Annotated in this window: 29 protein-coding genes, 1 pseudogene and 1 other annotated feature (1 of these 31 only partly in view); of the genes and pseudogenes, 10 read left to right on the top strand and 20 right to left on the bottom strand. The window is 49.6% G+C overall.

Going from position 1 to position 25,779, the window contains the following annotated elements:
• Nucleotides 1-118, bottom strand: a sequence feature (Phe leader region); it reaches 7 nt to the left of the window's first position.
• The 6 genes from pheM to amyA form a co-directional block, all read right to left on the bottom strand.
• Nucleotides 69-113: a pheST operon leader peptide PheM gene (gene pheM, locus H7R58_RS10660; protein ID WP_001386830.1), complete on the bottom strand. Its 45-nt coding sequence runs from the start codon at nt 111-113 to the stop codon at nt 69-71. (Overlaps the previous feature by 45 nt.)
• A 118-nt stretch (nt 119-236) precedes the next feature.
• Nucleotides 237-593 (bottom strand): 50S ribosomal protein L20, encoded by a 357-nt coding sequence (gene rplT, locus H7R58_RS10655; protein WP_013366084.1) that lies wholly within the window; start codon nt 591-593, stop codon nt 237-239.
• Nucleotides 594-644: 51 nt separating this feature from the next.
• Nucleotides 645-842: a 50S ribosomal protein L35 gene (gene rpmI / locus H7R58_RS10650; protein WP_003030583.1), complete on the bottom strand. Its 198-nt coding sequence runs from the start codon at nt 840-842 to the stop codon at nt 645-647.
• A gap of 96 nt (nt 843-938) precedes the next feature.
• Nucleotides 939-1,481 carry a translation initiation factor IF-3 gene (gene infC, locus H7R58_RS10645; RefSeq protein ID WP_071845866.1) on the bottom strand — a complete coding sequence of 181 codons (543 nt, stop codon included), beginning with the start codon at nt 1,479-1,481 and terminating at the stop codon, nt 939-941.
• Between the two features lie 3 nt (nt 1,482-1,484).
• The gene (thrS, locus tag H7R58_RS10640) at nt 1,485-3,413 is read right to left on the bottom strand and encodes a threonine--tRNA ligase (RefSeq protein ID WP_106929228.1); all 1,929 of its coding nucleotides are present in this window, start codon (nt 3,411-3,413) and stop codon (nt 1,485-1,487) included.
• A gap of 291 nt (nt 3,414-3,704) precedes the next feature.
• The gene (gene amyA, locus H7R58_RS10635) at nt 3,705-5,192 is read right to left on the bottom strand and encodes an alpha-amylase (RefSeq protein ID WP_182928995.1); all 1,488 of its coding nucleotides are present in this window, start codon (nt 5,190-5,192) and stop codon (nt 3,705-3,707) included.
• Nucleotides 5,193-5,294: 102 nt separating this feature from the next.
• Here amyA and yniD point away from each other — a divergent pair, with 102 nt between their 5' ends.
• Nucleotides 5,295-5,402, top strand: coding sequence for a small membrane protein YniD (yniD, locus tag H7R58_RS10630; protein WP_100249959.1), 108 nt, complete (start codon nt 5,295-5,297; stop codon nt 5,400-5,402).
• 238 nt (nt 5,403-5,640) lie between these two features.
• Here yniD and H7R58_RS10625 read toward each other — a convergent pair whose 3' ends face one another.
• Complete coding sequence (locus H7R58_RS10625; protein WP_106929232.1) at nt 5,641-5,886, bottom strand: YdgH/BhsA/McbA family protein; 246 nt, start codon at nt 5,884-5,886, stop codon at nt 5,641-5,643.
• A gap of 266 nt (nt 5,887-6,152) precedes the next feature.
• On the bottom strand, nt 6,153-6,911 hold the full coding sequence (locus H7R58_RS10620) for a DUF481 domain-containing protein (RefSeq protein ID WP_106930827.1): 759 nt from the start codon (nt 6,909-6,911) through the stop codon (nt 6,153-6,155).
• A 315-nt stretch (nt 6,912-7,226) separates the two neighbouring features.
• On the opposite strand from H7R58_RS10620, the gene pfkB reads away from it, so the two are divergent.
• Entirely contained in the window at nt 7,227-8,159 is a 933-nt protein-coding gene (gene pfkB / locus H7R58_RS10615; RefSeq protein ID WP_106930825.1) for a 6-phosphofructokinase II, read from the top strand.
• 253 nt (nt 8,160-8,412) lie between these two features.
• The gene (locus H7R58_RS10610) at nt 8,413-9,273 is read left to right on the top strand and encodes a fructosamine kinase family protein (protein ID WP_182928997.1); all 861 of its coding nucleotides are present in this window, start codon (nt 8,413-8,415) and stop codon (nt 9,271-9,273) included.
• Between the two features lie 29 nt (nt 9,274-9,302).
• On the opposite strand, the gene tonB is transcribed toward H7R58_RS10610, so the two are convergent.
• A complete protein-coding gene (tonB, locus tag H7R58_RS10605) occupies nt 9,303-10,016 on the bottom strand; it encodes a TonB system transport protein TonB (protein WP_181358060.1) in 714 nt (237 codons plus the stop codon).
• A 221-nt stretch (nt 10,017-10,237) separates the two neighbouring features.
• Between tonB and H7R58_RS10600 the strand changes: the two genes are divergently transcribed.
• Entirely contained in the window at nt 10,238-10,534 is a 297-nt protein-coding gene (locus H7R58_RS10600) for a YciI family protein (protein ID WP_106930819.1), read from the top strand.
• 65 nt (nt 10,535-10,599) lie between these two features.
• Here H7R58_RS10600 and H7R58_RS10595 read toward each other — a convergent pair.
• Nucleotides 10,600-11,297, bottom strand: a protein-coding gene (locus H7R58_RS10595; RefSeq protein WP_182929052.1) for an IS1 family transposase whose coding sequence is annotated in 2 segments (ribosomal slippage) — nt 10,600-11,048 and nt 11,048-11,297 — 699 coding nt in all. Because the reading frame shifts where the segments join, the coding sequence is not laid out codon by codon here.
• A gap of 233 nt (nt 11,298-11,530) precedes the next feature.
• Between H7R58_RS10595 and H7R58_RS10590 the strand changes: the two genes are divergently transcribed.
• The gene (locus tag H7R58_RS10590; protein ID WP_182934720.1) at nt 11,531-11,806 is read left to right on the top strand and encodes a hypothetical protein; all 276 of its coding nucleotides are present in this window, start codon (nt 11,531-11,533) and stop codon (nt 11,804-11,806) included.
• A gap of 57 nt (nt 11,807-11,863) precedes the next feature.
• On the opposite strand, the pseudogene H7R58_RS25605 reads toward H7R58_RS10590, so the two are convergent.
• Nucleotides 11,864-11,975: pseudogene (locus H7R58_RS25605) on the bottom strand (hypothetical protein); the annotation flags it as partial.
• A 400-nt stretch (nt 11,976-12,375) separates the two neighbouring features.
• On the opposite strand from H7R58_RS25605, the gene H7R58_RS10585 reads away from it, so the two are divergent.
• Nucleotides 12,376-13,881 carry a sensor domain-containing diguanylate cyclase gene (locus tag H7R58_RS10585; RefSeq protein ID WP_182934719.1) on the top strand — a complete coding sequence of 502 codons (1,506 nt, stop codon included), beginning with the start codon at nt 12,376-12,378 and terminating at the stop codon, nt 13,879-13,881.
• Between the two features lie 150 nt (nt 13,882-14,031).
• On the opposite strand, the gene H7R58_RS25290 is transcribed toward H7R58_RS10585, so the two are convergent.
• Entirely contained in the window at nt 14,032-14,214 is a 183-nt protein-coding gene (locus H7R58_RS25290) for a cold shock small protein YmcF (protein ID WP_227674979.1), read from the bottom strand.
• A gap of 138 nt (nt 14,215-14,352) precedes the next feature.
• Between H7R58_RS25290 and H7R58_RS25285 the strand changes: the two genes are divergently transcribed.
• Both H7R58_RS25285 and cspF read left to right on the top strand, forming a co-directional pair.
• Nucleotides 14,353-14,523, top strand: a complete 171-nt coding sequence (locus H7R58_RS25285) for a YnfU family zinc-binding protein (protein WP_320108696.1) — start codon at nt 14,353-14,355, stop codon at nt 14,521-14,523.
• A gap of 381 nt (nt 14,524-14,904) precedes the next feature.
• Nucleotides 14,905-15,117, top strand: coding sequence for a cold shock-like protein CspF (cspF, locus tag H7R58_RS10580; RefSeq protein ID WP_182929000.1), 213 nt, complete (start codon nt 14,905-14,907; stop codon nt 15,115-15,117).
• A gap of 190 nt (nt 15,118-15,307) precedes the next feature.
• Here the strand turns inward: cspF and H7R58_RS10575 are convergent, their stop codons facing one another.
• Complete coding sequence (locus H7R58_RS10575; RefSeq protein ID WP_015964169.1) at nt 15,308-15,481, bottom strand: YciY family protein; 174 nt, start codon at nt 15,479-15,481, stop codon at nt 15,308-15,310.
• Nucleotides 15,482-15,624: 143 nt separating this feature from the next.
• Here H7R58_RS10575 and cls point away from each other — a divergent pair, with 143 nt between their 5' ends.
• Together cls and H7R58_RS10565 are read left to right on the top strand one after the other, a co-directional pair.
• Nucleotides 15,625-17,085, top strand: coding sequence for a cardiolipin synthase (gene cls, locus H7R58_RS10570; protein WP_106930811.1), 1,461 nt, complete (start codon nt 15,625-15,627; stop codon nt 17,083-17,085).
• A 33-nt stretch (nt 17,086-17,118) separates the two neighbouring features.
• Nucleotides 17,119-17,448 carry an HI1450 family dsDNA-mimic protein gene (locus H7R58_RS10565; RefSeq protein WP_106930809.1) on the top strand — a complete coding sequence of 110 codons (330 nt, stop codon included), beginning with the start codon at nt 17,119-17,121 and terminating at the stop codon, nt 17,446-17,448.
• A 49-nt stretch (nt 17,449-17,497) separates the two neighbouring features.
• Here the strand turns inward: H7R58_RS10565 and H7R58_RS10560 are convergent, their stop codons facing one another.
• The 7 genes from H7R58_RS10560 to H7R58_RS10530 all read right to left on the bottom strand — a co-directional run bounded on the left by H7R58_RS10560 (nt 17,498) and on the right by H7R58_RS10530 (nt 25,368).
• Nucleotides 17,498-18,343 carry an ion transporter gene (locus H7R58_RS10560; RefSeq protein WP_413774311.1) on the bottom strand — a complete coding sequence of 282 codons (846 nt, stop codon included), beginning with the start codon at nt 18,341-18,343 and terminating at the stop codon, nt 17,498-17,500.
• Nucleotides 18,344-18,393: 50 nt separating this feature from the next.
• The gene (oppF, locus tag H7R58_RS10555) at nt 18,394-19,398 is read right to left on the bottom strand and encodes a murein tripeptide/oligopeptide ABC transporter ATP-binding protein OppF (protein WP_106930805.1); all 1,005 of its coding nucleotides are present in this window, start codon (nt 19,396-19,398) and stop codon (nt 18,394-18,396) included.
• Nucleotides 19,395-20,390 (bottom strand): ABC transporter ATP-binding protein, encoded by a 996-nt coding sequence (locus tag H7R58_RS10550; RefSeq protein ID WP_106930803.1) that lies wholly within the window; start codon nt 20,388-20,390, stop codon nt 19,395-19,397. The genes oppF and H7R58_RS10550 overlap by 4 nt, the downstream gene beginning before the upstream one ends.
• An 11-nt stretch (nt 20,391-20,401) precedes the next feature.
• Nucleotides 20,402-21,310, bottom strand: coding sequence for an oligopeptide ABC transporter permease OppC (oppC, locus tag H7R58_RS10545; protein ID WP_106930801.1), 909 nt, complete (start codon nt 21,308-21,310; stop codon nt 20,402-20,404).
• A gap of 14 nt (nt 21,311-21,324) precedes the next feature.
• Nucleotides 21,325-22,245 (bottom strand): oligopeptide ABC transporter permease OppB, encoded by a 921-nt coding sequence (oppB, locus tag H7R58_RS10540; RefSeq protein WP_106930799.1) that lies wholly within the window; start codon nt 22,243-22,245, stop codon nt 21,325-21,327.
• A gap of 84 nt (nt 22,246-22,329) precedes the next feature.
• Nucleotides 22,330-23,961 carry an oligopeptide ABC transporter substrate-binding protein OppA gene (oppA, locus tag H7R58_RS10535; RefSeq protein ID WP_106930797.1) on the bottom strand — a complete coding sequence of 544 codons (1,632 nt, stop codon included), beginning with the start codon at nt 23,959-23,961 and terminating at the stop codon, nt 22,330-22,332.
• A gap of 759 nt (nt 23,962-24,720) precedes the next feature.
• Complete coding sequence (locus H7R58_RS10530; RefSeq protein ID WP_106930795.1) at nt 24,721-25,368, bottom strand: YchE family NAAT transporter; 648 nt, start codon at nt 25,366-25,368, stop codon at nt 24,721-24,723.
• Nucleotides 25,369-25,779: the final 411 nt, after the last annotated feature.

The following is a 25,779-nucleotide window of genomic DNA, read 5'->3' as shown; positions in this document are numbered from 1 at the left end:
AAGCCTCCATCCGGAGGCTTATTGGCGCTGATTTTTCGTTTCTTCTTTCACGCGCAAGCCTCCTGGATTCAGGTGCTAAAGTAAAAGAAGAAGCGGAAAATAGCAGCATTCATGCTTGCGTTACCTTGTGTGGTAAGGGTCGTAACACCTTTATTGAAAGGGCTACTGGAATAAATGTCAACGTTTTGATGCGATTAAAATGAAAAGAGGGAGACTAGCTCCCTCTTCCAACTGGCTTATGCCAGTGCTGCTTTCGCTTTTTCGACCAGAGCGGTGAACGCTACTTTGTCGAATACTGCGATGTCAGCCAGGATCTTACGGTCGATTTCAACAGAGGCTTTTTTCAGGCCGTTGATGAATTTGCTGTAAGAAATGCCGTTCTGACGTGCTGCTGCGTTGATACGCGCAATCCACAGTTGACGGAACTGACGCTTTTTCTGACGACGGTCACGATAAGCGTACTGACCAGCTTTGATAACAGCCTGGAAGGCAACGCGGTATACGCGAGAACGCGCACCGTAGTAGCCTTTAGCTTGTTTCAAAATTTTCTTGTGACGTGCACGTGCAATTACACCACGTTTTACGCGAGCCATATGTGCTCTCCTGTATCTATATTCTTAGTAAAAAAATTAAACGTTAACGGCTTATGCGTACGGCAGGCACGCGATAACCAGACCCAGATCGCCTTTAGAAACAAGGCCTTTTGGACGCAGGTGACGTTTACGTTTAGTAGATTTTTTGGTCAGAATATGACGCAGGTTTGCGTGCTTACGCTTAAATCCACCACCACCGGTTTTTTTGAAGCGCTTAGCAGCACCGCGTACGGTCTTAATCTTTGGCATCTTAATAACTTCCACTTCGCATTGTTAATAAACGAAACATAGGCGAACAACGCCAGTGAAGCCCGAAAGCTCCACGGACATTGCTACTTGAAGGCCTTACTGTTTCTTCTTAGGAGCGAGCACCATGATCATCTGGCGGCCTTCGATCTTCGTAGGGAAGGATTCGACTACTGCCAGTTCACTCAGATCGTCACGGACGCGGTTAAGCACTTCCATACCGATCTGCTGGTGGGCCATCTCACGACCGCGGAAACGCAGCGTGATCTTAGCCTTATCGCCATCTTCGAGAAAGCGTACCAGGCTGCGGAGTTTTACCTGGTAATCGCCATCATCGGTCCCAGGACGGAATTTAATTTCCTTAACCTGGATAACTTTTTGCTTTTTCTTCTGTTCCTTAGAAGACTTACTCTTTTCATAAAGGAACTTGCCGTAGTCCATGATACGACAAACTGGCGGTTCGGCGTTAGGGCTGATTTCAACTAAATCTACTCCAGCCTCTTCAGCCTTTTCGATTGCTTCTCTCAGACTCACAATACCCAGCTGCTCACCTTCCAGACCAGTTAAGCGAACTTCCTGGGCGCGAATCTCGCCATTGATACGATTCGGACGTGCCGTTTGAACTCGTTTTCCGCCTTTAATACCTTATTCCTCCAGTTGTTGAAGACTGCGGCTGCGAATCTCTTGTTGCAGCTTCTCAATCACTTCGTTTACGTCCAGGCTGCCCAAGTCTTTGCCACGACGGGTGCGCACGGCGACTTTGCCGGCTTCAACCTCTTTGTCGCCACAGACCAACATGTAAGGGACACGACGTAAAGTGTGCTCGCGGATTTTAAAGCCAATCTTCTCATTTCTCAAGTCTGCTTTTACGCGAATGCCTGCATTTTGTAGTTTACGGGTCAATTCGTTAACGTATTCAGACTGAGAATCGGTAATATTCATCACCACAACCTGCACCGGCGCAAGCCATGTTGGGAAGAAACCGGCAAATTCTTCGGTCAGGATGCCAATGAAGCGCTCCAGTGAACCGAGAATGGCGCGGTGAATCATTACCGGAACCTGACGTTCGTTGTTTTCGCCCACATAAGAGGCGCTCAGACGAGCCGGCAGGGAGAAGTCCAGCTGTACAGTACCGCACTGCCAAGCACGATCGAGGCAGTCATACAGGGTAAACTCAATTTTCGGACCATAGAACGCGCCTTCACCCAGTTGATATTCAAACGGGATGTTGTTCTCTTCCAGCGCGACGGCCAGATCCGCTTCTGCACGGTCCCACATTTCATCGCTGCCGATACGTTTTTCCGGACGCGTTGAAAGTTTGACCACGATTTTTTCAAAACCGAAAGTGCTGTACATATCATAGACTAAACGAATGCACGCGTTCACTTCATCACGCACCTGCTCTTCCGTACAGAAGATATGGGCGTCATCCTGAGTAAAGCCGCGTACGCGCATCAGACCATGCAGCGCACCAGACGGTTCGTTACGGTGGCAGCTACCGAACTCCGCCATACGCAGCGGCAGGTCGCGGTAGGATTTCAGACCCTGGTTAAAGATCTGAACGTGCCCCGGGCAGTTCATCGGTTTGATGCAGTATTCGCGGTTCTCCGAAGAGGTGGTGAACATCGCATCTTTGTAGTTGTCCCAGTGGCCGGTTTTTTCCCACAGCACACGGTCCATCATGAACGGGCCCTTCACTTCCTGATACTGGTATTCTTTCAGCTTGGAGCGTACGAAAGTTTCCAGCTCACGGAAGATGGTCCAGCCGTCGTTATGCCAGAAGACCATGCCCGGCGCTTCTTCCTGCATATGATACAGGTCAAGCTGCTTACCGATTTTACGGTGGTCGCGTTTTGCCGCTTCTTCCAGACGCTGCAGATAGGCATTCAGGGCTTTTTTGTCCGTCCACGCCGTACCGTAGATACGTTGCAGCATTTTGTTGTTGCTGTCGCCACGCCAGTAGGCGCCTGCGGTTTTCATCAGCTTGAAGTAGTGGCAGAAACGCATATTCGGCACGTGCGGACCGCGGCACATGTCGATGTATTCTTCGTGATGATACAAACCAGGTTTGTCATCATGCGCGATATTTTCATCAAGAATGGAAACTTTATAGGTTTCGCCACGTTTTACGAAAGTATCGCGAGCTTCATGCCAGCTGACCTTCTTCTTGATGACGTCGTAGTTTTTCTCGGCAAGCTCGTGCATACGTTTTTCGAGCGCGTCGATGTCTTCCTGGGTCAGCGTATGGTCAAGATCGACGTCGTAATAGAAACCGTTGTCGATAACCGGGCCGATCGCCATTTTGGTGTTAGGCCACAGCTGTTTGATAGCGTGTCCAAGCAGGTGAGCACACGAGTGACGAATGATTTCCAGACCGTCTTCATCTTTTGCAGTAATGAGAGACAGCGTGGCATCATTTTCAATAATGTCGGATGCATCAACCAGTTCACCGTTCACGCGCCCAGCGATGGTGGCTTTTGCCAGACCAGGGCCGATGTCCAGAGCGACATCCATCGGGCTAACGGCGTGGTCGTAATGGCGTTGGCTGCCATCAGGAAGAGTAATTACAGGCATTTCATGTCCTTATTTGCAGTGGTGCCCCACACGAAAGAGCACATACAAAACAAAAGTATTTAGAAATATCAGTTTGTTAAATGCGTTTCTGAGCTTCACTCTGCTAAGTGTGTACATCCACAAGTATTCTGAATGTACCCGCATTAACGCCCTGATACCGAAGCACCAGTGTACACGCCGCTGACCTGGCAGAAAAGTGTGAATTGGCGACGACAGCCGATGACTGCCGCTATCGAAGATAAAAGCAGCGCATCGTCACCGCCAATGGCGATGATGATGACTGACTGGCGCTTACAGCCCCTCCTCCATCACCCACACGCTGACGCTACCGCCATTACAGGTAAAGGTCGCGCCCCCCGCGTCGTTGGTTTCAACACACTCCTCGCGGTTATTAAGAAAATCTTTCCAGCGCTTATTGGCATAATTTTCGCCGAGCGTCAGCGTCTTTTCACCGGCGTCGCCATTAGACAGCACCACCACGCAGCCCGGCATATCTTCTGTTCCACTGCGACTAAAGGCAATGCAGTTCGGATGATCGAACCACAGGGTCTGTACACCGTGGGCGAAGCGCTGGCGGGCATGAATCAGCTCGTGTAGCTGCTCAATCACCGGCATGTCGATAACGTAGTTTTCACCGTCCCCGCCGCTATCTTCATAGTGGGCGCCAAACAGATCGGGATAAAAGACCGACGGCACGCCGTTTTCACGCAGCAGGATTAGCGCATAAGCCAGCGGTTTAAACCAGGCTTCCACCGGCGCTTCCAACGCCTGAAGCGGCTGGGTATCATGGTTCGCCACCAGCGTAACCGCATGGAACGGGTCGGCCTCAACCAACGTACCGGTAAAGATCTGGCTCATGTCATAATCGCGTCCCATGCGCGACGCATCGTGGAAATGCATTTGCAATGGGGCATCAAACAGCAGAGTTTTCCCCTCAACCTGAGCAATGTACTGCTGTAATTTCTCGACATCATGGGACCAATATTCCGCAACAACAAACAGCGGCTTGGCGGCCACTTCCTGCACGTGCTCAATCCACGCCTTATAGAACCACGCGGGGATATGTTTAACGGCATCCAGGCGAAAACCATCGCAGCCGGTCTGCTCAAGCATCCACCGTGCCCAGTATTTCAATTCTTCCGCCACCGCCTGATTGCGAAAATCAACATTTTCGCCCATCAGATAGTCATAGTTCCCCATTTCGTCGTCGACCTGATCGCTCCAGCCTTCGCCGGTATAGTCGTTCACGATTTTGAAGATGCCATCTTCGTCAGGGTTCTCGATATGGTCAATGCCGCTAAAACATCTGAAATCCCAGATAAACTGCGAGTATTTTCCTGCGCGCGCGGGAAACGTGTAGCGGGTCCACGCTTCACACTCAATGACTTCGTCATCGATTTGCGTACGATCGTCTGCATTCACGCGCTGTACGCGGATACGCTCCTTCTCATCTGCTCCCATCTTATGGTTGACGACCACGTCCATCAGCACCGCAATATCATGTTGTTTCAGGGCGTCGATGGCCGCCAGCAGCTGAGATTTATCGCCATATTTGGTTGCCACCGTTCCTTTCTGATCGAACTCCCCCAAATCAAAAAGATCGTAGCTGTCATAGCCAACGGAATACCCCCCAGACGCCCCTTTGCAGGCCGGCGGCAGCCAAATCATGTTGATACCAATTTCGTTCAAGCTGGGCGCCAACGCCGCCGCTTCCAGCCACAATTCACCACCGGCGGGATAATACCAATGAAAGCATTGTAATAAGGTGGGGTTGCGCATACCTGTTCTCCGCATAAGACGACACAAGAACTATAAGAGGGAAATACGCCAGGTGCGAGATTCTGGTACACTAAGTGCATTCAATGCCAAAAGGAATGGACCATGCCAACACATCGATTTGCAAAAAAACACTGGAAAATGGTGCTAGTGCTGATCGCTATCTGTGGTGCCATGCTGTTGCTGCGATGGGCAGCAATGATTTGGGGATAATAAAACGTAAAGAATGGGGATTGGGAAAAGTATGGTTAAAGATCATTTATATACAAAAAATGCGCTTAACCCGATTCAATTAACAATACGTGCCGTTAAAATATCCGAACTATCGTTTTAAATATCAACATACTTAATTAGCTAAATATCAACAGCAGCAAGAAAAACCGGTACATCTCTACCCGGTTTTCTCTGCCGGTATAAAATAATTAAATCAAATTATTACAGCACAGAATGATTAATACCACTCACCCGCAACAAGGGTATGGACATTGAATGCGTCGTCCATAGAGCGGCCGGTAGACTGTGAGCCGGGGGCGATGTTAGAACCCGCTTCAACGTCATAAGCGCTGGAGATCCCCACGTGTTGAACGGTGGTGGCGTTAGTGGTACGGGCTGGCTGCGTTGCAGGTTCGGCGGCAAATACGCCGAAAGAGAGTGCTGACAGCAGAATAGCTGCAGATGCGATTTTGATATTTTTCATAATGTTTATTCTCTAACTGGATTAAGACTCTAGACTGCCAGGCATCATTTCGCCCTTGAACATAGTCTAGATCCAGATCACACTTTTGACTAGTCAAAATATTTAGCTATTCGTGTCAAATTTACTGAATATATGTCTGAAACGGCAAATATGGAGATATTATGGAGGGAGTGTATTTTTAATTAAATAAAACAGCGGTTGAATTTAAGAATAACACAATACGCTAAACTGAAAATACAGGCCGGAAGAAAACCGGCCCATAAATATTACATGGTATAACCCAGCGTCAGAGAAGTGCGGCGATCGGTGTGATTCGGCGCAGTTTCCGGCGGCTCAGAGTTCCAGGTGACGTTGTAAGCAACCTTCAGACCGAAGTGTGCGTTGATTGCCACGTTCAGCGCGGTCTCTGAGTTCACGGTGGTATCATCAGCCCCCAGGACGGATACGCCCTGAGTAAATTTGGCGGTGTCGGTCATCTGCCACGCGTAGGCAGCAGAAGCGTAGCCGAGCGCCTGGGTTTCCGTGTTGCCATCGGTATATTCGTCATAGCGAACCCCTGGACCAAATTCAAAGCGGAAGCTGTGAATAGGGCCATTCAGGAACTGACGACCATAACCAGCCGTGAAGACATCACGTTCATGATAGCCGTTATAGCGGTCAGTCAACCAGCTGGCCTGACCGAATAGATAGTCTTGATTCGTCATGTTATAACGACTACGGCCGCCAACGGCGTACTTTTCAGAAGATCGTTCATCGTTAGCCGAAGTATTGCTGGCATTGCCCCACAGGGACCATGCTGTCGTATCGCCGTACCAGGTCAGCGTCGTATCAGCGGTGGCTGACGAGCTTTTAGTATTACCTGATTGCGCGAGGTAGCCCGCATTCACGTTACCTTCAAAAGGTTTCTTAGCGGCGGTTGGGTCATCCATGACAGTAAAAACGGTATCACTGGCGGTTGCATACGCAGACGCAAACACGCCCCCCAGCAGCACAACCGCTGCCGGTACTGTCTTCAAAAGCTTCATTTATTATGAGTCCGTACAACAAAAAAGGAGACGCTTACGTCCCGGAAACTTTCGCGAGGATCAACGACGGGGTGGTCCATAGAAAGGCAACAAATTATAAAAAGCCACGTATAACATAGCAATCCTAATCTGCTGTCATTTTTTGAATAAGAGCGTTCTTAAACCGCATTTTATTTCATAATAAAAGTAAGCATTTATTTACTCTTTTCTATAAAAATCATGCCGTTGTTGCTTTATTTATTGTTAACCAGGTGCCAGACTTACCTCTACATGTGTTTCGAGCCGCTCATTAGCTCATAAATGGAGTTTATAGCTATGGTTAAAATTTACACACTCACGTTCGCCCCTTCTCTCGACAGCGCGACCCAAACGCCGCAAATCTATCCTGAGGGGAAACTCCGCTGTAGCGCACCCATTTTTGAACCGGGCGGCGGTGGGATTAACGTTGCACGGGCGATAACCTTCCTTGGCGGCAACGCCACCGCCCTCTTCCCGGCGGGCGGCGCAACGGGCGAACATCTGGTTACGCTGCTGCAGACTGAACATGTTCCCGTCGTGACCATTGCCTCGCGTGAATGGACGCGTCAGAACCTGCACGTACACATTGATGCCAGCGGCGAGCAGTACCGTTTTGTGATGCCGGGCGCTGCGTTACATGATGACGAAATTCAGGCGCTTCAGACGCAGGTGTTACAGATTCCTCCGGGCTCGTTATTAGTCATCAGCGGCAGTTTACCGCCCGGCGTTTCACTGCTGCAATTTGTCGCCCTGATCCGTGCCGCTCAACAGCACGGATTACGCTGCATTATCGACAGTTCCGGCGAGGCGCTCACGGCCGCGCTGGAGATTGGCAATATCGAGCTGGTAAAACCGAATCAAAAAGAGCTAAGTGCGCTGGTACAGCGCGATTTAAGCCAGCCGGACGACGTCCGCAACGCCGCGCAGGAACTGGTCCGCAGTGGAAAAGCCCACCGTGTCGTGGTGTCGCTAGGTGCCCAAGGGGCGCTGGCCGTTGACGCGCATAGCTGCGTGCAGGTTGTCCCGCCCCCCATTAAAAGCCAAAGCACCGTTGGCGCGGGCGACAGCATGGTCGGCGCGATGACGTTGAAACTGGCGGAAAACGCCAGCCTGCAGGACATGGTTCGCTACGGTGTGGCAGCAGGCAGCGCCGCGACGCTTAATCAAGGCACCCGCCTGTGCTCGCGCGAGAATACGCAAAAGATCTACGACTACCTGCAATCGCACTAAATGTGCAGGAAAACGCCCCTGCGGGCTAACCCGCAGGTCGCTAAATTGTTGTAATCAACTATGCTAAGCAAACTCCATTGTTAACAATCGAGTGTCTCCGCTGGTTGAGTCACCATACGTCTGTAGCAGAAACGTTATTACGTCGCTTCTGCTTTCTACATTCTTTTTACCCGTTGTGCGGTATAGCTCGAATTTTTACCCGGCAGTAATGCGCTAACCTTATGATACGGCAGAAAACATGGGGAGAGACATCATGTGGCAAGCGATCAGTAGCCTGTTAGGCGAGCAACTCGGAAGTGGCGAAATCGATCTGCGTAATGAACTGCCCGGCGGAGAAATTCACGCCGCGTGGCATATGCGTTATGCCGGTCGTGATTTTTTCGTGAAGTGCGATGAACGTGAATTGTTGCCCATTTTTACCGCAGAGGCCGACCAGCTGGAGCTGCTCTCTCGCAGTAAAACGGTGTCTGTCCCAGAGGTCTTCGTCGTCGGCGCAGACCGCGACTACAGTTTCCTGGTGATGGAATATCTCCCGCCTCGTCCGCTGGACGCGCACAATGCCTTCCTGCTGGGTCAACAGCTGGCGCACTTACATCAGTGGAGCGATCAGCCGCAGTTCGGTCTCGATTTTGATAACGATCTCTCCACTACCCCGCAGCCCAACGCCTGGCAGCGTCGCTGGTCGACATTCTTTTCCGAGCAGCGCATCGGCTGGCAGCTCGAGCTGGCGGCGGAAAAAGGCATGGAGTTTGGCGATATCGACGCGATCGTCGATCACGTGCAGCAGCGCCTGAGCGCACATCAGCCGCAGCCTTCTCTGCTGCACGGCGATTTGTGGTCAAATAACTGCGCGCTTGGGCCGAACGGGCCCTACATTTTTGATCCTGCCTGCTACTGGGGAGACCGTGAGTGCGATCTGGCCATGCTGCCGCTGCATCCGGATCGCCCACCGCAGATCTACGATGGCTATCAGTCGGTGTCCCCGCTTCCGGCCGATTTTCTCGACCGTCAGCCCATTTACCAGCTCTATACGCTGATTAACCGCGCTATTCTTTTTGGCGGCCAGCACTTCGTCGCCGCGCAGAAGGCACTGGATAAAGTCCTCGCCGTATAACGACAAAGCCCCCTTTCGGGGGCTTTCGCTTAATTCATCTGCACGCCTTTCAGGCGGAATTCAATATTCATAATCAATCCCGTCCCCGGTTTCCCGGCTTCGTAACGCCATTTACGCATCGCCGTTTTCACGTCGCGTTCAAACATATTGGATGGCTGCGCCGAGAGTATTTCCACATTCTCCACACGGCCATCGGCGGTCACGTCGAATTTGACCCGCACTTTACCTTCAATACGCAGCGCCTGAGCGCGCGTCGGGTACCCCGGCTGAGGACGATTCAGCGCACGCGGACCGGTTGGTGCATTCACCGACGGCGCGCTGGCCCCGGGAAGATTGTTCGCTACTGAACTTGCCGGTGGCGCATCGCGGTTGACCGTTGACAGCGGACGAGATTCAACCGGCCGCACTTCTTGCTTCGGTTGCTCAATTTTTTTCACCGGTTTTGGCTTCGGTTTCGGTTTTGGCTTCGGTTTATGGATCACCACCGGCGCCTGCGGCACTTCAGGAATAGGCTCCGGTTCCGGCTCAGGTTCCGGTTCAACGACAGGCTGGGGCTGAACCACGGCCTGAGGCGGTTCTAAATCGGCAGGGGCCACCATCGTGACCGTAATCGGCTGCGCGGGCGCGGGCAGTTCAATAACCTGATGTACCGAGGTATACAGCAGACCGGCCACGACGGCGCCATGGATGCCAACTGAGAGCAACGTCGGCCAGGGAAACCGGCGAGGTAAATCATAGGTCATTGCAGTCATAGTCGTTACAGTTGAAAAATGAGAGCTCAATTTTAAATGCAAATAGCAATCATATTCAATAAGACATCTTATCTTCGGTCAATTTTCTCCCGCAGTTGCCCAAAAAGCGCGCACCGATTTCCCTCTTTTTACGGCAGTGCAACTTTGCGTTGCAGTCACCGACGCTTTCCCTTACCGTAATCCGCAAACTATTTTAAACAGGAGTTCTGCCCGTGCTTTACGTCATTTATGCCCAGGATGTCGCCGACTCTCTTGAAAAACGTCTTGCCGTTCGCCCTGCTCATCTGGCCCGTTTGCAACTGCTGCACGATGAAGGCCGTCTGCTGACCGCTGGCCCAATGCCTGCAGTCGACAGCAACGATCCGGGTGCCGCAGGTTTCAGCGGTTCCACGGTTATTGCAGAATTTGAATCTCTTGAAGCCGCCCAGTCCTGGGCCCAGGACGACCCGTACGTGGCGGCCGGAGTCTATCAGCAGGTTTGGGTAAAACCGTATAAAAAGGTATTTTGATAAAAAATAATCAATAAATACAATACATTAAAAAAGACGGTCACGTATTCAATGTGTAGATCGGCTCATTGCAAGTAGTGCTCACGCTCAATGAATGTACCGATAATTTTGTCATGCATTTCTACTGATTTCGAGTATCCGAGGGTCTTACGATTAAGCCGCTTTAGCCGGTTGCGAAGGTTCAGGTTTTCACGCTCTATCCGTTGTGTATAAAGCTTGCCTGTGATGTGCTTTTCATTCGGTAACATGTCGTAAACGCTGAAGTTATCTGTGCACCAGAAGACAACATTAAAGCCCACTAACAGCTTCAATAACTTACGCAAAGTCTTTTTGCTTCGACGGCCAAAAGCATGGGCAATAATACGTTTGAGGCGAGGCTCCCATGCATACCACAACCAACGCTGCTGCTTCTTGTTGCCCACAAATGACCACATTTCATCAATTTCACAAATCAGCTGGATTTGCAGGTTGTCCAGTGGAAGCGTAGTTACCCGTCGCGGCGAGAGTTTTTTAAGGTGCGCACAACAGCATTAATGCTGATATGTAGCGCTCTTGCAGTATCGCGGATCCCCGAGTTGTTCATCGCAAGGTCAACAATTTGCTCTTTCATGCCGTGCTGGCAGGCACGATAAGCGTAATCAAGCTGGAAAGTTCGGCTACATGACTGACAACGATAGCGCTGGTGCCCGGCAGTGCCCAGACCATGCTTTTTAACCGCATCAATGCGTCCACAGAAGGGACATTTCACGTCAACCTGAGCCATAAATTCTCACCCGTAAATCAGTCATTCTACAGGGTGATCAACGGATTGAATACATGACCAAAAAGACACTGCCTTGACTTTAATTCTTAAGGGCGCAAACAAGTACACAATGTTTGTGCCCTTAACTTTACCCTCGATTTGCCTTCCACCGGGTTCAACGTGTTGTTTGCTAATGACATACTTGAAGTATAAGTGCCTGGTCTGCCATTTTGAAAGATAAGGTTATTGTCTGAATGAGTACTTTAGATGCGCTAGCTGCTTTGGCTTTTTGTCTGTGCGGCCTCTTCTATATCTGTCATACAGGAAGAGCTATCCAAACTGGCGTTTTCATTGGCTGGTACAAGGGCTCGTATGAAAAATACTATATCTACCGCGCAAAAGAACCCTGGAATTTCTATTTTAACGTTATCGGGATGGCGGTAATAGGCGCGCTGCTTTTCGCAATAGGAGTTGTTATATTCGATGAAAATCTTCAGGTTTTTCTATATATGAGGTCGCTATCGGTGTAAGAATAAGATTGTTCACCCACGGATCCAGTGCGCCGTCTCGATGACCTCCCAGTCTGGTTTTACCATACTTTCCGTATTCTCCAAATCCCGTATCAACTCAGGGATTCTACCCGGTGATGCTCCTTGTAATATCATCAGAAATGCGTATCACCAGGCCACAGCATTCTGATTTTTTGAATGACTTTCATCGTTCCGGAAAAACATCCTGGCTGAGGCCCGGCGTGGGTTGTTCCGGTGAATATTATTAACGCTGCATTGCCATTGCACCTGGCCAAACCAACCAAATAACAGGAAGTTAACTTTCCGGTTATTTCCACCAAAAGAACCATCCCTCTTCCCTTCAGGCTGTAAAGCACGCTGAGCCTAATGCGATATACGTATTTGAATGACCGCTTGCTCACAAAAATTAACTATAGGCAAAAACGATCGATACATAAACATTGATCGTTAATGACAATCAATGATATAATTGCAATAAAAATAAAACGCAGTTTCAAAAAAATAATACGTTTTTATTAAGTGCTTTTATTTTGCATGGATGTAGATATTAACAAGCTCTGGAGTAATTTATGATTGGTAGTTTAAGTTTTAAGAGACCATTAAATTTTATATTTACGATACTTGCCGTATGCGTATTTCTCTCTAGTCTTGTGCTAGTGCTATTGCAGAAAAATCATATATTCAAACATTATCACTCTCTACATAATACGCATACGCAAAATATTGCGTCATTTATTCAGAAAGACATAAATGCTAACGAAGAGTCTCTGTTATATCTAAAATCAGAGCTTGTTGAAAAATACAAAGAAAAAAACAGCAAAATGAGTGACGGTGAATTATCGGCGTTTTTGACAAGTCATCTAAGGTTACTACCCGACATCCTGGCAATCATTACGTCTACTCCTGAAGACAGAGAGGTTCATGTTCCTTATGCATCAAGCACTGATTCAGTCGATCATAAAACGCGGCCATGGTATATCGCAGGTCAAATCAGCGCCGGTGATGTAGTATTTACTGAACCTTATACTGACCTTAATACATCAAGAAAAATATATTCAATGTCACTACCGGTCAGTGGCAGTGACGGTAAACATTTTGGTGTTGTTTCGTTCGACATTGATGTTATCAAAGGAGAGCGCTCATTAAAGAAACTGGCCTCACCGTTGCCGAACACTAAGTATCTCATAACCAGAGAGGGTTCTGTCGTACTCAGTTCAGATAGCAAAGATGAACTGACGCATATTCCTGATGTGATGTCCAATATCGGTGAGTACAATGGTACATTTTACCTTCCCGATACTAAGGCATATTATTACTATTATCATATTAGCCATCCGGATTGGTATCTGTTGATTAAAGTAGACCGTTCAGAATACAGCAATATCGCTTATAATAAAAACTTCCCAATTTTCATTATAACAACGATCTTACTACTTGTTCTCGCCACCTGCTGGTGGTCAATGAGGACAATACTTAACAATATATATATCCGTATTACGGGTTCCATACAGAATGGAATTATTGAGAAGAAAGCTGCTGACGAACTGCTCGTCGAGCAAATAAAAAACACCACCCTCCAGATGGATCACGTCAAATCAGAATCGTTAACTGACAGCCTTACTGGTTTAAAAAATCGCCGAGCGTTTGACGCTGATATTCAGAAAAAAAGCAGTAATAACAATGCCATTCTTGCCTTGATAGATATTGATAATTTCAAACTGATTAATGATAGCTTTGGTCATACAACCGGAGATATCGTACTCAAAACGGTTGCAAGCTTTGGAATGCGCTTGTGCGGGCTATCTGACATCACTTTGTATCGCTATGGTGGTGAGGAAATTGCTGTAATCTTTACCGATGTGAATTTGGATGATGCTATCGAGTGGCTGGAAAACTGGAAAAATGAAGTTAAGCATCGTCAATTCAGAGAGCCAAACCTGAAAGTGACGTTCAGTGGCGGGGTTTGCGTGCTGAGCGATAAAAAAGCTGAAGATGCCATCGCTATCGCTGACGGCTACCTGTACCAGGCGAAATCCATGGGTAAAGATAGAATATATGATGGAACAAAAATTTAATCAGCGTTTAGCCGTATAAATTTATACATTGTCAGTATAAAGCAATAATCCTCTTATGCTTAGGGGATTACTGCTCAAACTAATCTCTGTATTGAGTAATATCTTGCTTGATAATATCCGAAAAGATAACCAGCACAGTCCTCCGTTGTGCTAAACGCCATGCCGCACGCCAGGAATTTTATCACTGGCATTCATACACCCATTAAAGACCATATTGGTTTTACAAAAAATACACTTCGCACCAAATGGTTTTTTCTCTGAGACATCAAACGCTGACATTCGATATTGAGAGCCATGGCAACATGGGCATCTAAAATGAATATTTAAATTAATACTATATACCTCTTTTTGAAGGTTTAACTTACTTTTTGTTATGAATGTGACTTTTACGTGGCAATACCGATGTAAAGCTAAAACAAACAAGCATCCACATGCATAACCGTGTATGGTGACAGTCCATTCAATCAGGAGATGTCTATGTCCGGACGTAAGAATACACAATCAAACCGCAATTATCTGGTTAAGTGCCTATGCCCAAACTGCTCGAAGAACTCAGAGCATAGTTTTACTCGAGTTCAGAAGGGCTCACAGTTAGTCTGCCCGTATTGCAATAGTTTATTCAGATCCTCGCCGCACATCTAAAAATACGCTGTGGCCAAATGTTCTCATGGCGTTAACTAAAATCCTCATTTGGCAATCAAATTTGTATGCAATCATTCTTGAAAACATACCGACTTCTTTTACGGATGTTAATTTCGATGATTGCTATAAACACATAGTACTGTACGTTGAACTCAAAGGAAGGAGATATCAGCGATAGCGCCAGACAATGAAGGCTATACAGAAGAATGTTTTACGTTTTGCTTGCGTTTCAAGCTTACGCAGCCATTAATGCACTTCCTATGCGGATTAGCAAATTTTATTTTAGCCATCCAGGAGTCCTGATTAAAATTCTGGCATAACATTAGCTTTTAATTTTTTTTAAGCGTATAGTTTGCCCGTAATTTTTAACAAGGAATCTATTTGTCTCGTAAAATGACAGGCATTGTCAAAAGTTTTGATGCTATCAGTGGTAAAGGTTTTATCACCCCTTCCGACGGTCGAAAAGACGTTCTGCTACACATTTCAGCAGTCTATTGTAGTCAATCCGAAAACCTGATACCGGGAATCCGCGTTGAGTTTTGTCGTATCAATGGTCTCAACGGACCAGTGGCCGCAAACATCTACTTATCTTGATCTTATTTTCACCCGCAACGCAGCATGCCGTACTCACAGATACGCGTCGCGTCAGAGAGGACGGGGATTCATGGAATGGAACGTCTTTAATCGGAATACGCGAACGACAATATAAAAAGTGTTCTGATTGACGTTAACGCTGAGCCACCAGCAAAAACAGAGGGCACCCTGACGGTGCCCTTTTTTATCATCAGAGATCGTAGATGGCGAACAACAGGCAGTTACGCTGCCGACCGACCAGGCACTTTCTGATGGAGTGGATGCGCATGTTACGACGCGATTGAGCTTCCAGCCAACGCGCTTTACGGCGGCTTGCTTGTCTCAGCATCCGCCAGCGCCCCACTTCAGGTCTACTACGCTTCATTGCTCACGCTCTTGCTAAAAAAGACGCTCCATTATAGCCCCTTGCTAATCGCTGACCAGCGCTTTCTGGGTGCGTTTTTATTTGCCAGATGTCTCCTGATGCGTAAACTCTTAACATCTGGCATTCAAAAGGATTTTCGAACTATGACAACCGTGTACACCGTAGTAAGTTGGATGGCTATTCTGGGGTATTGGTTGTTAATCGCCGGGGTAACGCTGCGTATTCTGATGAAACGCCGCGCCGTGCCGTCGGCAATGGCCTGGCTGCTGATCATCTATATCCTGCCGCTGGTCGGTATTATTGCCTATCTCTCGCTGGGCGAACTGCATCTCGGCAAGCGACGCGCGGAACGTGCGCGCGCCATGTGGCCTTCCACCGCCAAATGGTTAAACGACCTGAAGGCCTGCAAACACATTTTCGCCGACGATAACAGCCAGGTCGCCTCTTCGCTGTTTAAGCTATGCGAACGCCGTCAAGGCATCGCCGGCCTGAAGGGCAATCAGCTACAGCTGCTTACCGACTCCGACGATGTCATGCAGGCGGTCATCCGCGACATCCAATTGGCGCGGCACAATATCGAAATGGTCTTTTACATCTGGCAGCCCGGCGGCATGGCCGATCAGGTAGCCGAATCGCTGATGGCCGCCGCACGTCGCGGCGTACACTGCCGCCTGATGCTCGATTCGGCTGGCAGCGTCGCCTTCTTCCGCAGCCCGTGGGCAGCGATGATGCGTAATGCAGGCATCGAGGTGGTCGAGGCGCTCAAGGTTAATCTGATGCGTGTATTTTTACGGCGCATGGATTTACGTCAGCATCGCAAAATGATCATGATCGACAACTATATTGCTTACACCGGCAGTATGAACATGGTCGACCCGCGTTTCTTTAAGCAGGACTCCGGCGTTGGCCAATGGATTGATCTGATGGCGCGAATGGAAGGGCCGATCGCCACGGGAATGGGTATTGTCTATTCCTGTGACTGGGAAATTGAAACCGGTAAGCGCATATTACCACCTGCGCCGGACCTTAACATTATGCCCTTTGAAGAGGCCAGCGGGCATACTATTCAGACTATCGCCTCCGGCCCAGGCTTCCCTGAAGATTTGATTCATCAGGCGCTGTTGACCGCAGCCTATTCTGCTCGCGAATACCTGATTATGACGACGCCGTACTTCGTCCCCAGCGACGATCTGCTGCACGCAATCTGCACCGCCGCACAGCGTGGGGTTGATGTCAGCATTATCCTGCCGCGTAAAAACGACTCGGTGCTGGTTGGCTGGGCTAGCCGCGCCTTCTTTACCGAACTCCTGGCGGCCGGCGTCAAAATCTATCAGTTTGAAGGCGGTCTGCTGCACACCAAAAGCGTGCTGGTCGATGGCGAGCTGAGCCTTGTCGGCACGGTTAATCTCGATATGCGCAGCCTGTGGCTTAACTTTGAGATTACCCTGGTCATCGATGACAGCGGATTCGGCAGCGATCTCGCGGCCGTGCAGGATGATTATATTTCCCGCTCGCGGTTACTGGACGCGCGTTTATGGGTAAAACGTCCATTCTGGCACCGTATTGCTGAGCGACTGTTTTACTTCTTTAGCCCATTACTGTAAAACGTGCCCATCAGCACTCAACAGGTAGCCATCATGGATATGGATTTAAATAATCGTCTGACCGAAGATGAAACGCTCGAGCAGGCTTATGACATTTTTCTCGAGCTGGCGGCAGACAATCTTGACCCGGCCGACATTATTCTGTTCAACCTGCAATTTGAAGAACGCGGCGGCGCTGAGCTGTTCGATCCTTCCGAAGATTGGCAGGAGCATGTCGACTACGATCTGAACCCGGATTTCTTTGCCGAAGTGGTGATTGGCCTTGCGGATACTGACGGCGGCGAACTGAACGATATTTTTGCCCGTGTGCTGCTGTGTCGCGAAAAAGATCACAAGCTTTGCCATATTCTCTGGCGAGAATAACAACATCAAGGGCAGCCTGGCTGCCCTTTTTTATGCCTGTAATACCGCCTTATTGCGACTGATGTTGAGGAAGCGCGGTACCGCAGCTATTGCAGTAGTGCGCGCTGGGTTCATGATGCCGCTGTTTGCAGTGCGGGCAAACGCGCTCCTGGCGACGCTTTTGAAACTCGCTGGTCATCTGCGCGGTAATAATGCCGGTCGGAATGGCAATGACGGAATAGCCGATCAATATCAGTACAGAAGCCACCATTCTGCCCGCGGCGGTGTGCGGCGTAATATCGCCATAGCCCACGGTGGTCACGGTCACAATAGCCCAGTAGACCGAAGTGCTGAGCGTGGTAAAACCGTGTACCGGCCCTTCAATGCCGTACATCAGCGCACCGGACACCACCATCACAATGCCGATAAAGGCATAGAATAGAATCAGCTGATGGCGGGAATTGACGATCGCCGTCCAGAAGCTATTCAATGCGGGCATCAAGCGCAGCAGCTTCAGAATACGTAACACCCGAATAACGCGCATCGCACGCCAGGCAAACAGATATTCCACGCCTATTTCCGGCCACAGCATAATCACGTAAAACGGTAAAATTGTCGCCAGGTCGATAAAACCCCAGAAGCTAAAAACATAGCGAGCGGGATTTGGCCAGCAGAATAGCCGCAGAAAATATTCCAGCGTGAACACCAGCGTAAAGGCTATTTCCAGCCAGACAAAAGCATGCCATTCGTCGTAGCTCAGGTGGTAGGTTGTACCAATGCCCGACTCAATAAAAATAGCGCAGACGCTTAATAAGGCGAAAAAACCGCACAACGCTTCAAACCGGCGTCCGGTTCGTGTGCGTTGATCAAAGAGCAAATGATAGAGACGATGGCGCAGAGCGCTAATACCGACCACGATGAACCCTCGTATAAAAAAAAGGGCTGGCAACCTGCCAGCCCAGATGATTATAACGGGTCAACCTTGAGACAGGAAACCGCGTGGCGGAAACTGCCTTCTAAGAGGGGGCGCGTTTGCGCACATTCTGGCCCGGCCAGCGGGCAGCGCGTACGGAATACGCAGCCTGAAGGCGGGTTAATCGGCGAAGGCAGCTCCCCTTCCAGCAATTGAATGGTTTTATTCTGCTCCAGATCCGGATCCGGAACCGGCACAGCGGACATCAGCGCCTTGGTGTACGGGTGCAGCGGATTGTTGTACACCTCGTCATAGGTGCCCAGCTCCACCGCATGCCCCAGATACATCACCAGTACGCGATCGGAAATGTGCTTCACGACGGCCAGATCGTGGGCAATAAAGATGAGCGACAGGCCCATTTCACGCTGTAGCTGCTGCAGCAGGTTCACTACCTGTGCCTGAATCGACACATCCAACGCGGATACTGGCTCATCACAAATGATCAGCTTCGGCTCAAGAATCAACGCCCGCGCAATGCCAATACGCTGGCACTGACCGCCGGAAAACTCATGCGGGTAACGATTGACGAGGTTTGGCAGCAGCCCCACCTTCATCATCATGGCTTTCACTTTGTCACGAACTTCCTGACGCGGCATTTTCGGGTAGTAGGTGCGTAGCGGCTCGGCGATAATCTCGCCGATGGTCATACGCGGGTTCAGCGACGCCAGCGGATCCTGGAAAATCATCTGGATATCGCTGCGCACGTTGCGCCATTCATCCGGTTTCATCCCCAGCAGATCTTTCCCCAGCCAGGCGACTTTACCATCGGTCGCTTTCACCAGGCCGATAATGGCACGCGCAAAGGTGGATTTACCGCAGCCGGACTCTCCCACCACGCCCAGCGTTTCGCCTTCGTATAAACGCAGCGTCACGCCATCAACCGCTTTCAGAGTTTTTGGCGGCTGCCAGAACCACTGTTTGCCATCTTTAATCTCGAAGTGGACCTTTAAATCGGCGATTTCGAGCAGTACTTTTCTTTCGTCAGTCACGGCGCTCATACCAGTTCCCCCACGTTCTTAAAGCAGGCGCGTAAGCGGCCTGGCGCAAACTCTTCCAGCGGCGGCGCGCTGCTACACACGTCCATCGCATGCGGACAGCGCGGCTGGAACGGGCAGCCTGATGGTAAACGCAGCAGGTTTGGTGGGTTACCCGGAATGGTCAACAGCGATTCTCCTTCGCCGTCGAGACGTGGAACCGCATTCAACAGACCAATAGAATAAGGATGCGCAGGCTGATAGAAGACATCGCGCGCTTTGCCGTATTCCATGGTCCGCCCGGCGTACATCACCAGCACCTTATCGCAGATCCCGGCGACCACGCCGAGATCGTGGGTGATCATGATTATCGCCGTATTGAACTCGCGCTTAAGCTCGTTCAGCAGGGTCATGATTTGCGCCTGAACGGTCACGTCCAGTGCGGTCGTTGGCTCATCGGCAATCAGAAGTTTAGGGCGACACAACAGTGCCATAGCGATCATCACACGCTGACGCATCCCGCCGGAAAACTCGTGCGGGTACATCCTCATGCGCTTACGCGCTTCCGGCATTTTCACCGCATCCAGCATTTTCACCGATTCTTCAAACGCTTCAGCTTTTCCCATGCCTTTGTGCAGCATCAGCACTTCCATCAGCTGCTCGCCTACCCGCATATACGGGTTCAGTGAGGTCATCGGGTCCTGGAAAATCATGGAAATCTGCTCGGCGCGCAGCTTGTTAAGCGTATGCTCCGGCAGGTTCAGGATTTCTTTACCGTTAAACAGCGCCGATCCCTCAATACGCCCGTTGCTTGCCAGTAACCCCATCAACGCAAACGCGGTTTGCGACTTTCCGGAGCCGGACTCGCCGACAATCCCCAGCGTTTCGCCTGCACGCAGGCTGAAGTTGAGGTCGTTAACGGCGGTGACATCGCCGTCGGGAGTTTTGAAGGTGACGCGCAGATCTTTCACATCCAGCAGACGCTGTGACGCTGTTGCCGTTTCAATTATGCTCATGGCAACGCTCCTTAACGGTCTTTCGGGTCGAGGGCATCACGCAGGCCATCGCCGATAAAGTTAAAACAGAACAGGGTCACCACCAGGAACGCCGCCGGGAACAGCAGCAGCCATGGCGAAACTTCCATCGAGTTAGCACCGTCGCTCAGCAGAGCGCCCCAGCTGCTCAGCGGCTCTTGTGTCCCCAGTCCGAGGAAGCTGAGGAATGATTCAAACAGAATCATGCTGGGCACCAGCAGAGAGGCATACACCACTACCACCCCCAGCACGTTCGGTACGATATGGCGCACCACAATGCTGACGGTCGATACGCCGCCTACCTGGGCTGCTTCAATAAACTCTTTACGCTTCAGGCTAAGCGTCTGCCCGCGAACGATACGCGCCATATCCAGCCAGGACACCATCCCGATAGCAACAAAGATCAGCAGGATGTTTTGCCCAAAGAAGGTCACCAGCAGGATCACGAAGAACATAAACGGGAAGGAGTTGAGGATTTCCAGCAAACGCATCATTACCGAATCGATTTTCCCGCCCAGATAGCCGGAGAGCGAGCCGTACAGCGTGCCGACAACCACTGCAACCAGCGCCGCAGCGATCCCAACCATCAGAGAGATTCGCCCGCCGATTGCCACACGGACCAGCAGGTCGCGGCCGGAAGAGTCGGTACCAAAATAGTGCCCGGATTCCATATCCGGCGCATTGGACATCATGCCCCAATCGGTGTCGAAATAGGAAAACTGCGACAACATCGGCGCCAGGGTGACGAACAGCGCAATCAATACCAGCACAACCAGGCTGGCTACCGCCGCGCGGTTATGCATAAAGCGACGACGCGCGTCCTGCCACAGGCTGCGGCCTTCAACCTCAAGCTTCTCACTGAAGTTTTCCAGCGCCTCGCTGCTTTTTTTACTTAACATCATGGCGAACTCCAGCCTTAATAGCGAATTTTCGGGTCAATCACGGCGTAAAGTACGTCGACAACCGCGTTAAACAGGATCGTTAGCGCGCCAACCAGAATGGTCAGGCTCAGTACCAGGGAGTAGTCGCGGTTAAGCGCCCCGTTAACGAACAGCTGTCCAATCCCCGGCAAGCCGTAGATTGTCTCAATGACCATCGAACCGGTAATGATACCGACGAAGGCAGGCCCCATATAAGAAAGCACCGGCAGCAGCGCGGGTTTTAAAGCGTGACGGAAAATAATCCGCCGCATAGGCAACCCTTTCGCCCTTGCGGTACGAATAAAGTTGGAGTGTAAAACCTCAATCATTGAGCCACGGGTAATACGCGCAATGCTGGCAATATAGGCCAGAGAAAGCGCCACCATCGGCAGAATCATGAACTTCAGCGCCCCGCCGTTCCAGCCGCCGCCGGGCAGCCAGTGCAGTGTAATCGCGAAAATCATGACCAGCAGCGGCGCCACCACGAAGCTGGGGATAACCACCCCGGTCATCGCGACCCCCATCACCGCGTAGTCCCACTTGGTATTCTGATTAAGCGCGGCAATCACCCCCGCTGAGACGCCAAGAATAACCGCCAGCAGGAATGCCGCCGCGCCTAATTTGGCCGACACTGGCAGACTGCTCGCCACCAGATCGTTGACCGTATAATCTTTATATTTGAACGATGGCCCAAAATCGCCGTGCGCGAGCTGTTTCAGATAGCTGAAATATTGGGTGGTAATGGGATCGTTAAGGTGATATTTCGCTTCAATATTGGCCATAACCTCTGGCGGCAGCGTGCGCTCCCCCGTAAATGGGCTACCAGGCGCAAGACGCATCATAAAGAACGAAATGGTAATAAGAATAAATAACGTCGGAATCGCTTCAAGACAGCGACGGAGAATAAATTTCAACATTGCCCATACCTTTTGGCTGTGCCTGTAATAATACAATAATGCGAGACACCGTGGGGCAAGCCGAGCCTGCCCCACGTATTGCCATTAGTGCTTAATAATATACATATTTCTTGTATAAGTATTATCCAGCGGGTCTTTGCCGGTATAGCCACCGACCCATGGTTTCACCAGTCGGGCGTTTACATAGTAATAAACCGGTACAATCGCGCTGTCTTTGTCGAGCTGCTGCTCTGCTTTGCTATACAGTGCGGTACGCTGCGCTTCATCGGTCGCTTTCAGCGTTTCAGCCATGATGCTATCAAATGCCGGGCTCTTATAATGCGCGGTATTCATTGAGCTGTTAGACAACATGGTGTTCAGGAAAGAGGTGGGTTCGTTATAGTCGGCACACCAGCCTGCGCGCGCAATATCAAACGTCCCCTGGTGACGGGAATCCAGGAAGGTTTTCCACTCCTGGTTAACCAGCTTCACATCCACGCCAATGTTCTTTTTCCACAGCGATGCTGCGGCAATCGCCAGCTTCTTGTGCAGATCGGATGTGTTATACAGCAGGTTAATGGTCAGCGGTTTATCCGCGGTATAACCCGCTTCGGCCAGCAATTTCTTCGCTTCTTCGTTACGTTTGGCCTGAGTCCAACCGAACCACTCTGGTGGCGTCAGTTTTGCACCATCGGTGTAAGGTGGCGTATAGCCATAAGCCGGCATATCACCCTGTGCTTTTACCTTATTAACAATAATATCGCGATCGATACCCAGCTTCAGCGCAGTACGCACGCGCGCATCGGTAAACGGCGCTTTCTGGTTGTTAATTTCGTAGTAGTAGGTGCAGAGGTATGGGTCAACGTGAACTTCGCTCGGGATCTCTTTTTTCAGCTTCTGGAACAGTTCAATCGGCATGTTGTTATAGGTCATGTCGATTTCGCCGCTACGGTAACGGTTTACGTCCGTCACTTCAGAAGAAATTGGCAGGAAGGTAACCTGATCAATAACGGTTTTCGCGTTATTCCAGTAAGTTGGGCTGCGCTCAAGAACGATACGCTCGTTCACTACCCAATCTTTTAATTTATAAGCACCGTTGGTGACGATATTCGCCGGCTGGGTCCATTTTTCGCCATATTTTTCGATTGCTGCTTTTGGTACTGGCGAAGTGGAAGGATGCACCAGCAGCTTGTAGAAATAAGGAACCGGTTCGCTTAAGGTCACTTCTAACGTATGGTCGTCAACCGCTTTTACGCCGAGATCGGTAATCGGTTTTTTACCTTCGAGGATTTCATCGATACCCGCGACATGACCATACTGCAGGTAGCTTGCATACGGTGAAGCGGTTTTCGGGTCAACTGAACGCTGCCAGCTGTAAACAAAATCTTGTGCGGTCACCGGCGAACCGTCGGACCATTTAGCGTCTTTACGCAGATGGAAGGTCCAGACTTTAAAGTCTTTATTATCCCAGGATTCTGCTACGCCCGGTGCTGGATGGCCGTCCAGATCGCTGACCAGTAACCCTTCGAACAGATCGCGGCTAATATTGGACTCTGGAACACCTTCGATCTTATGCGGGTCAAGAGACTGCACTTCGGAACCGTTATTACGAACCAGGGTTTGCTTTTCTGCCAGCTGCACACCCGCGGGTACTTCTGCAGCCATAGCCGCGTTCCCTGCGATCAGCGCGGTGAGAATACCTGCCGCAACCAAACTTCTTTTTGTGATGATGGACATTGTGTTGATACTCCGTTCATTATTATTACTGACTGAAGTCAGCCTGTTTTAGTCCCCTTGCGGGTTCCTGTACAGCGCAGGAGATTTTTGCGTCTGCCAGGTCATTTACTGCCTGCTATCACCGACTTTTTTATTACGGTCGCTCTTTGTGGCAACCTGACGTCGATTCATTAAAGCCTCCCCCTGTCGGGACGCTTTTCTTATTCTGTTCATCACTGTTTACAAATAGAAACAGTTATCGTTTACATTACGTTATCCGCAAATAACTTAGGCCGGAAAGTACCAAATGACGATTATCACCGCCAATATAATTTGCAAATTTGTTAACCAATTCTCTTTTGCGCAGCATCCCACCCGCAGCAGGACAGCCTATAGAGAAAGCACCTAATCATGAAATCCATAAATTTCAGATAGATATGCAAAAATCTTTCGTATGACTCAACGCGTCAGCGTCGGAGGCGATTTTTTGCACAAAAACTTAACAGTTGCTCAATTTTTAGCACATAACTCTGCTGTGAAACTGAAATTACTAATATCATTTCAATTATCTAACGGCAAGCCCCAGAGTATCGTGTGAGAGAAATAACATTTCTATGCGGGAAGCAAGAAGATGAGGAAATGCATATCGCATTGATATTAATGGTTATTTTAGAATCATTCGAATTAATTATTTCTGTATCGGCATGATAAATGAACGATATGATTTTGTGATATTAACGGCAACAATAGATGTTAACATCCATTGCCGCCGTAGAATATTTAACCGACCAACCCCGGAAAGATGGATTTGATACCGGTCACAATAAATTCGATGCCAAGCGCCATCAATAATAGGCCCATGATACGGGTGACGACGTTAATTCCGGTTTGCCCCAGCATACGTACCAGCCAGGGAGAAATACGGAAAATGCCCCAACAGCACCAGGCAAACAGCGCAATAGATAAAGAAAAGCCGAGCAGATAAGTGAGCGAATGGTAGCGGGTACCCCAAACGATTGTCGAACTTATGGCCCCCGGCCCCGCCATCAGCGGCAGCGCCAACGGCACAACCCCCAGGCTTTCACGTACGGCGGTTTCTGATTTTTCCTGCTTGTTCTGCTTATCTTCCCCCAGCTTGCCGCTGATCATCGACATGGCAATCGATACGACCAGGATCCCGCCGGCAATGCGGAACGAATCGATGGAAATGCCGAACAGTTGCAGGATGAAATCCCCAAGGAAAAGCGAGGTCAGCAGAATAATGGCCACCGACAGGCTTGCCGTCAGGTTGGTTTTATTACGCACCGCCGCCGTTTGATAACTCGTCAGGCTGATAAAAACGGGTATCAGCCCAACCGGGTTCACCAACGCAAACAGCCCAATAAAGAACTTAAAGAAGATAGGAAAATCAAACAGCGTTTGAATCACGTGAACCCCGGAGCATCATTAAAAGTTGTAGTTGACGAACTGCAAATCGCGAGTCGCGCAGACAATACCCTTTTTATTAGCCATGTTCATTAGAATTATCCATAAAAATGAGGCAAAAACAGAGTGTTATGCATTTGTATAAAGTATGCTAATGTTTACACCACCAATACCCACCAATGATTAACAGTTTATACAATTTGCTAAAATCGGCCTGCTGAAAGGTGTCAGCTTGCCTTAAATTTGATTTAGATCACGTAAATCGTACTCAGAAGTGGGTAATCTGCTTACACCGAAAGAGAAACGGCCTCATAAATAAGGCGTATTTTCCGGTAAGCTCCTTGGCTAAATCGAAGCTCTTTTAGTAAATCAGTGAATCAGTTTGTGGGTAACACCTTGTTTCCTTAACTCTTT

Origin of the sequence: Klebsiella sp. WP4-W18-ESBL-05 (assembly GCF_014169075.1) — a bacterium.
GTDB classification, from domain to species: domain Bacteria; phylum Pseudomonadota; class Gammaproteobacteria; order Enterobacterales; family Enterobacteriaceae; genus Kluyvera; species Kluyvera ascorbata_B.
This window is presented reverse-complemented; position numbering and strand designations above follow the sequence as displayed.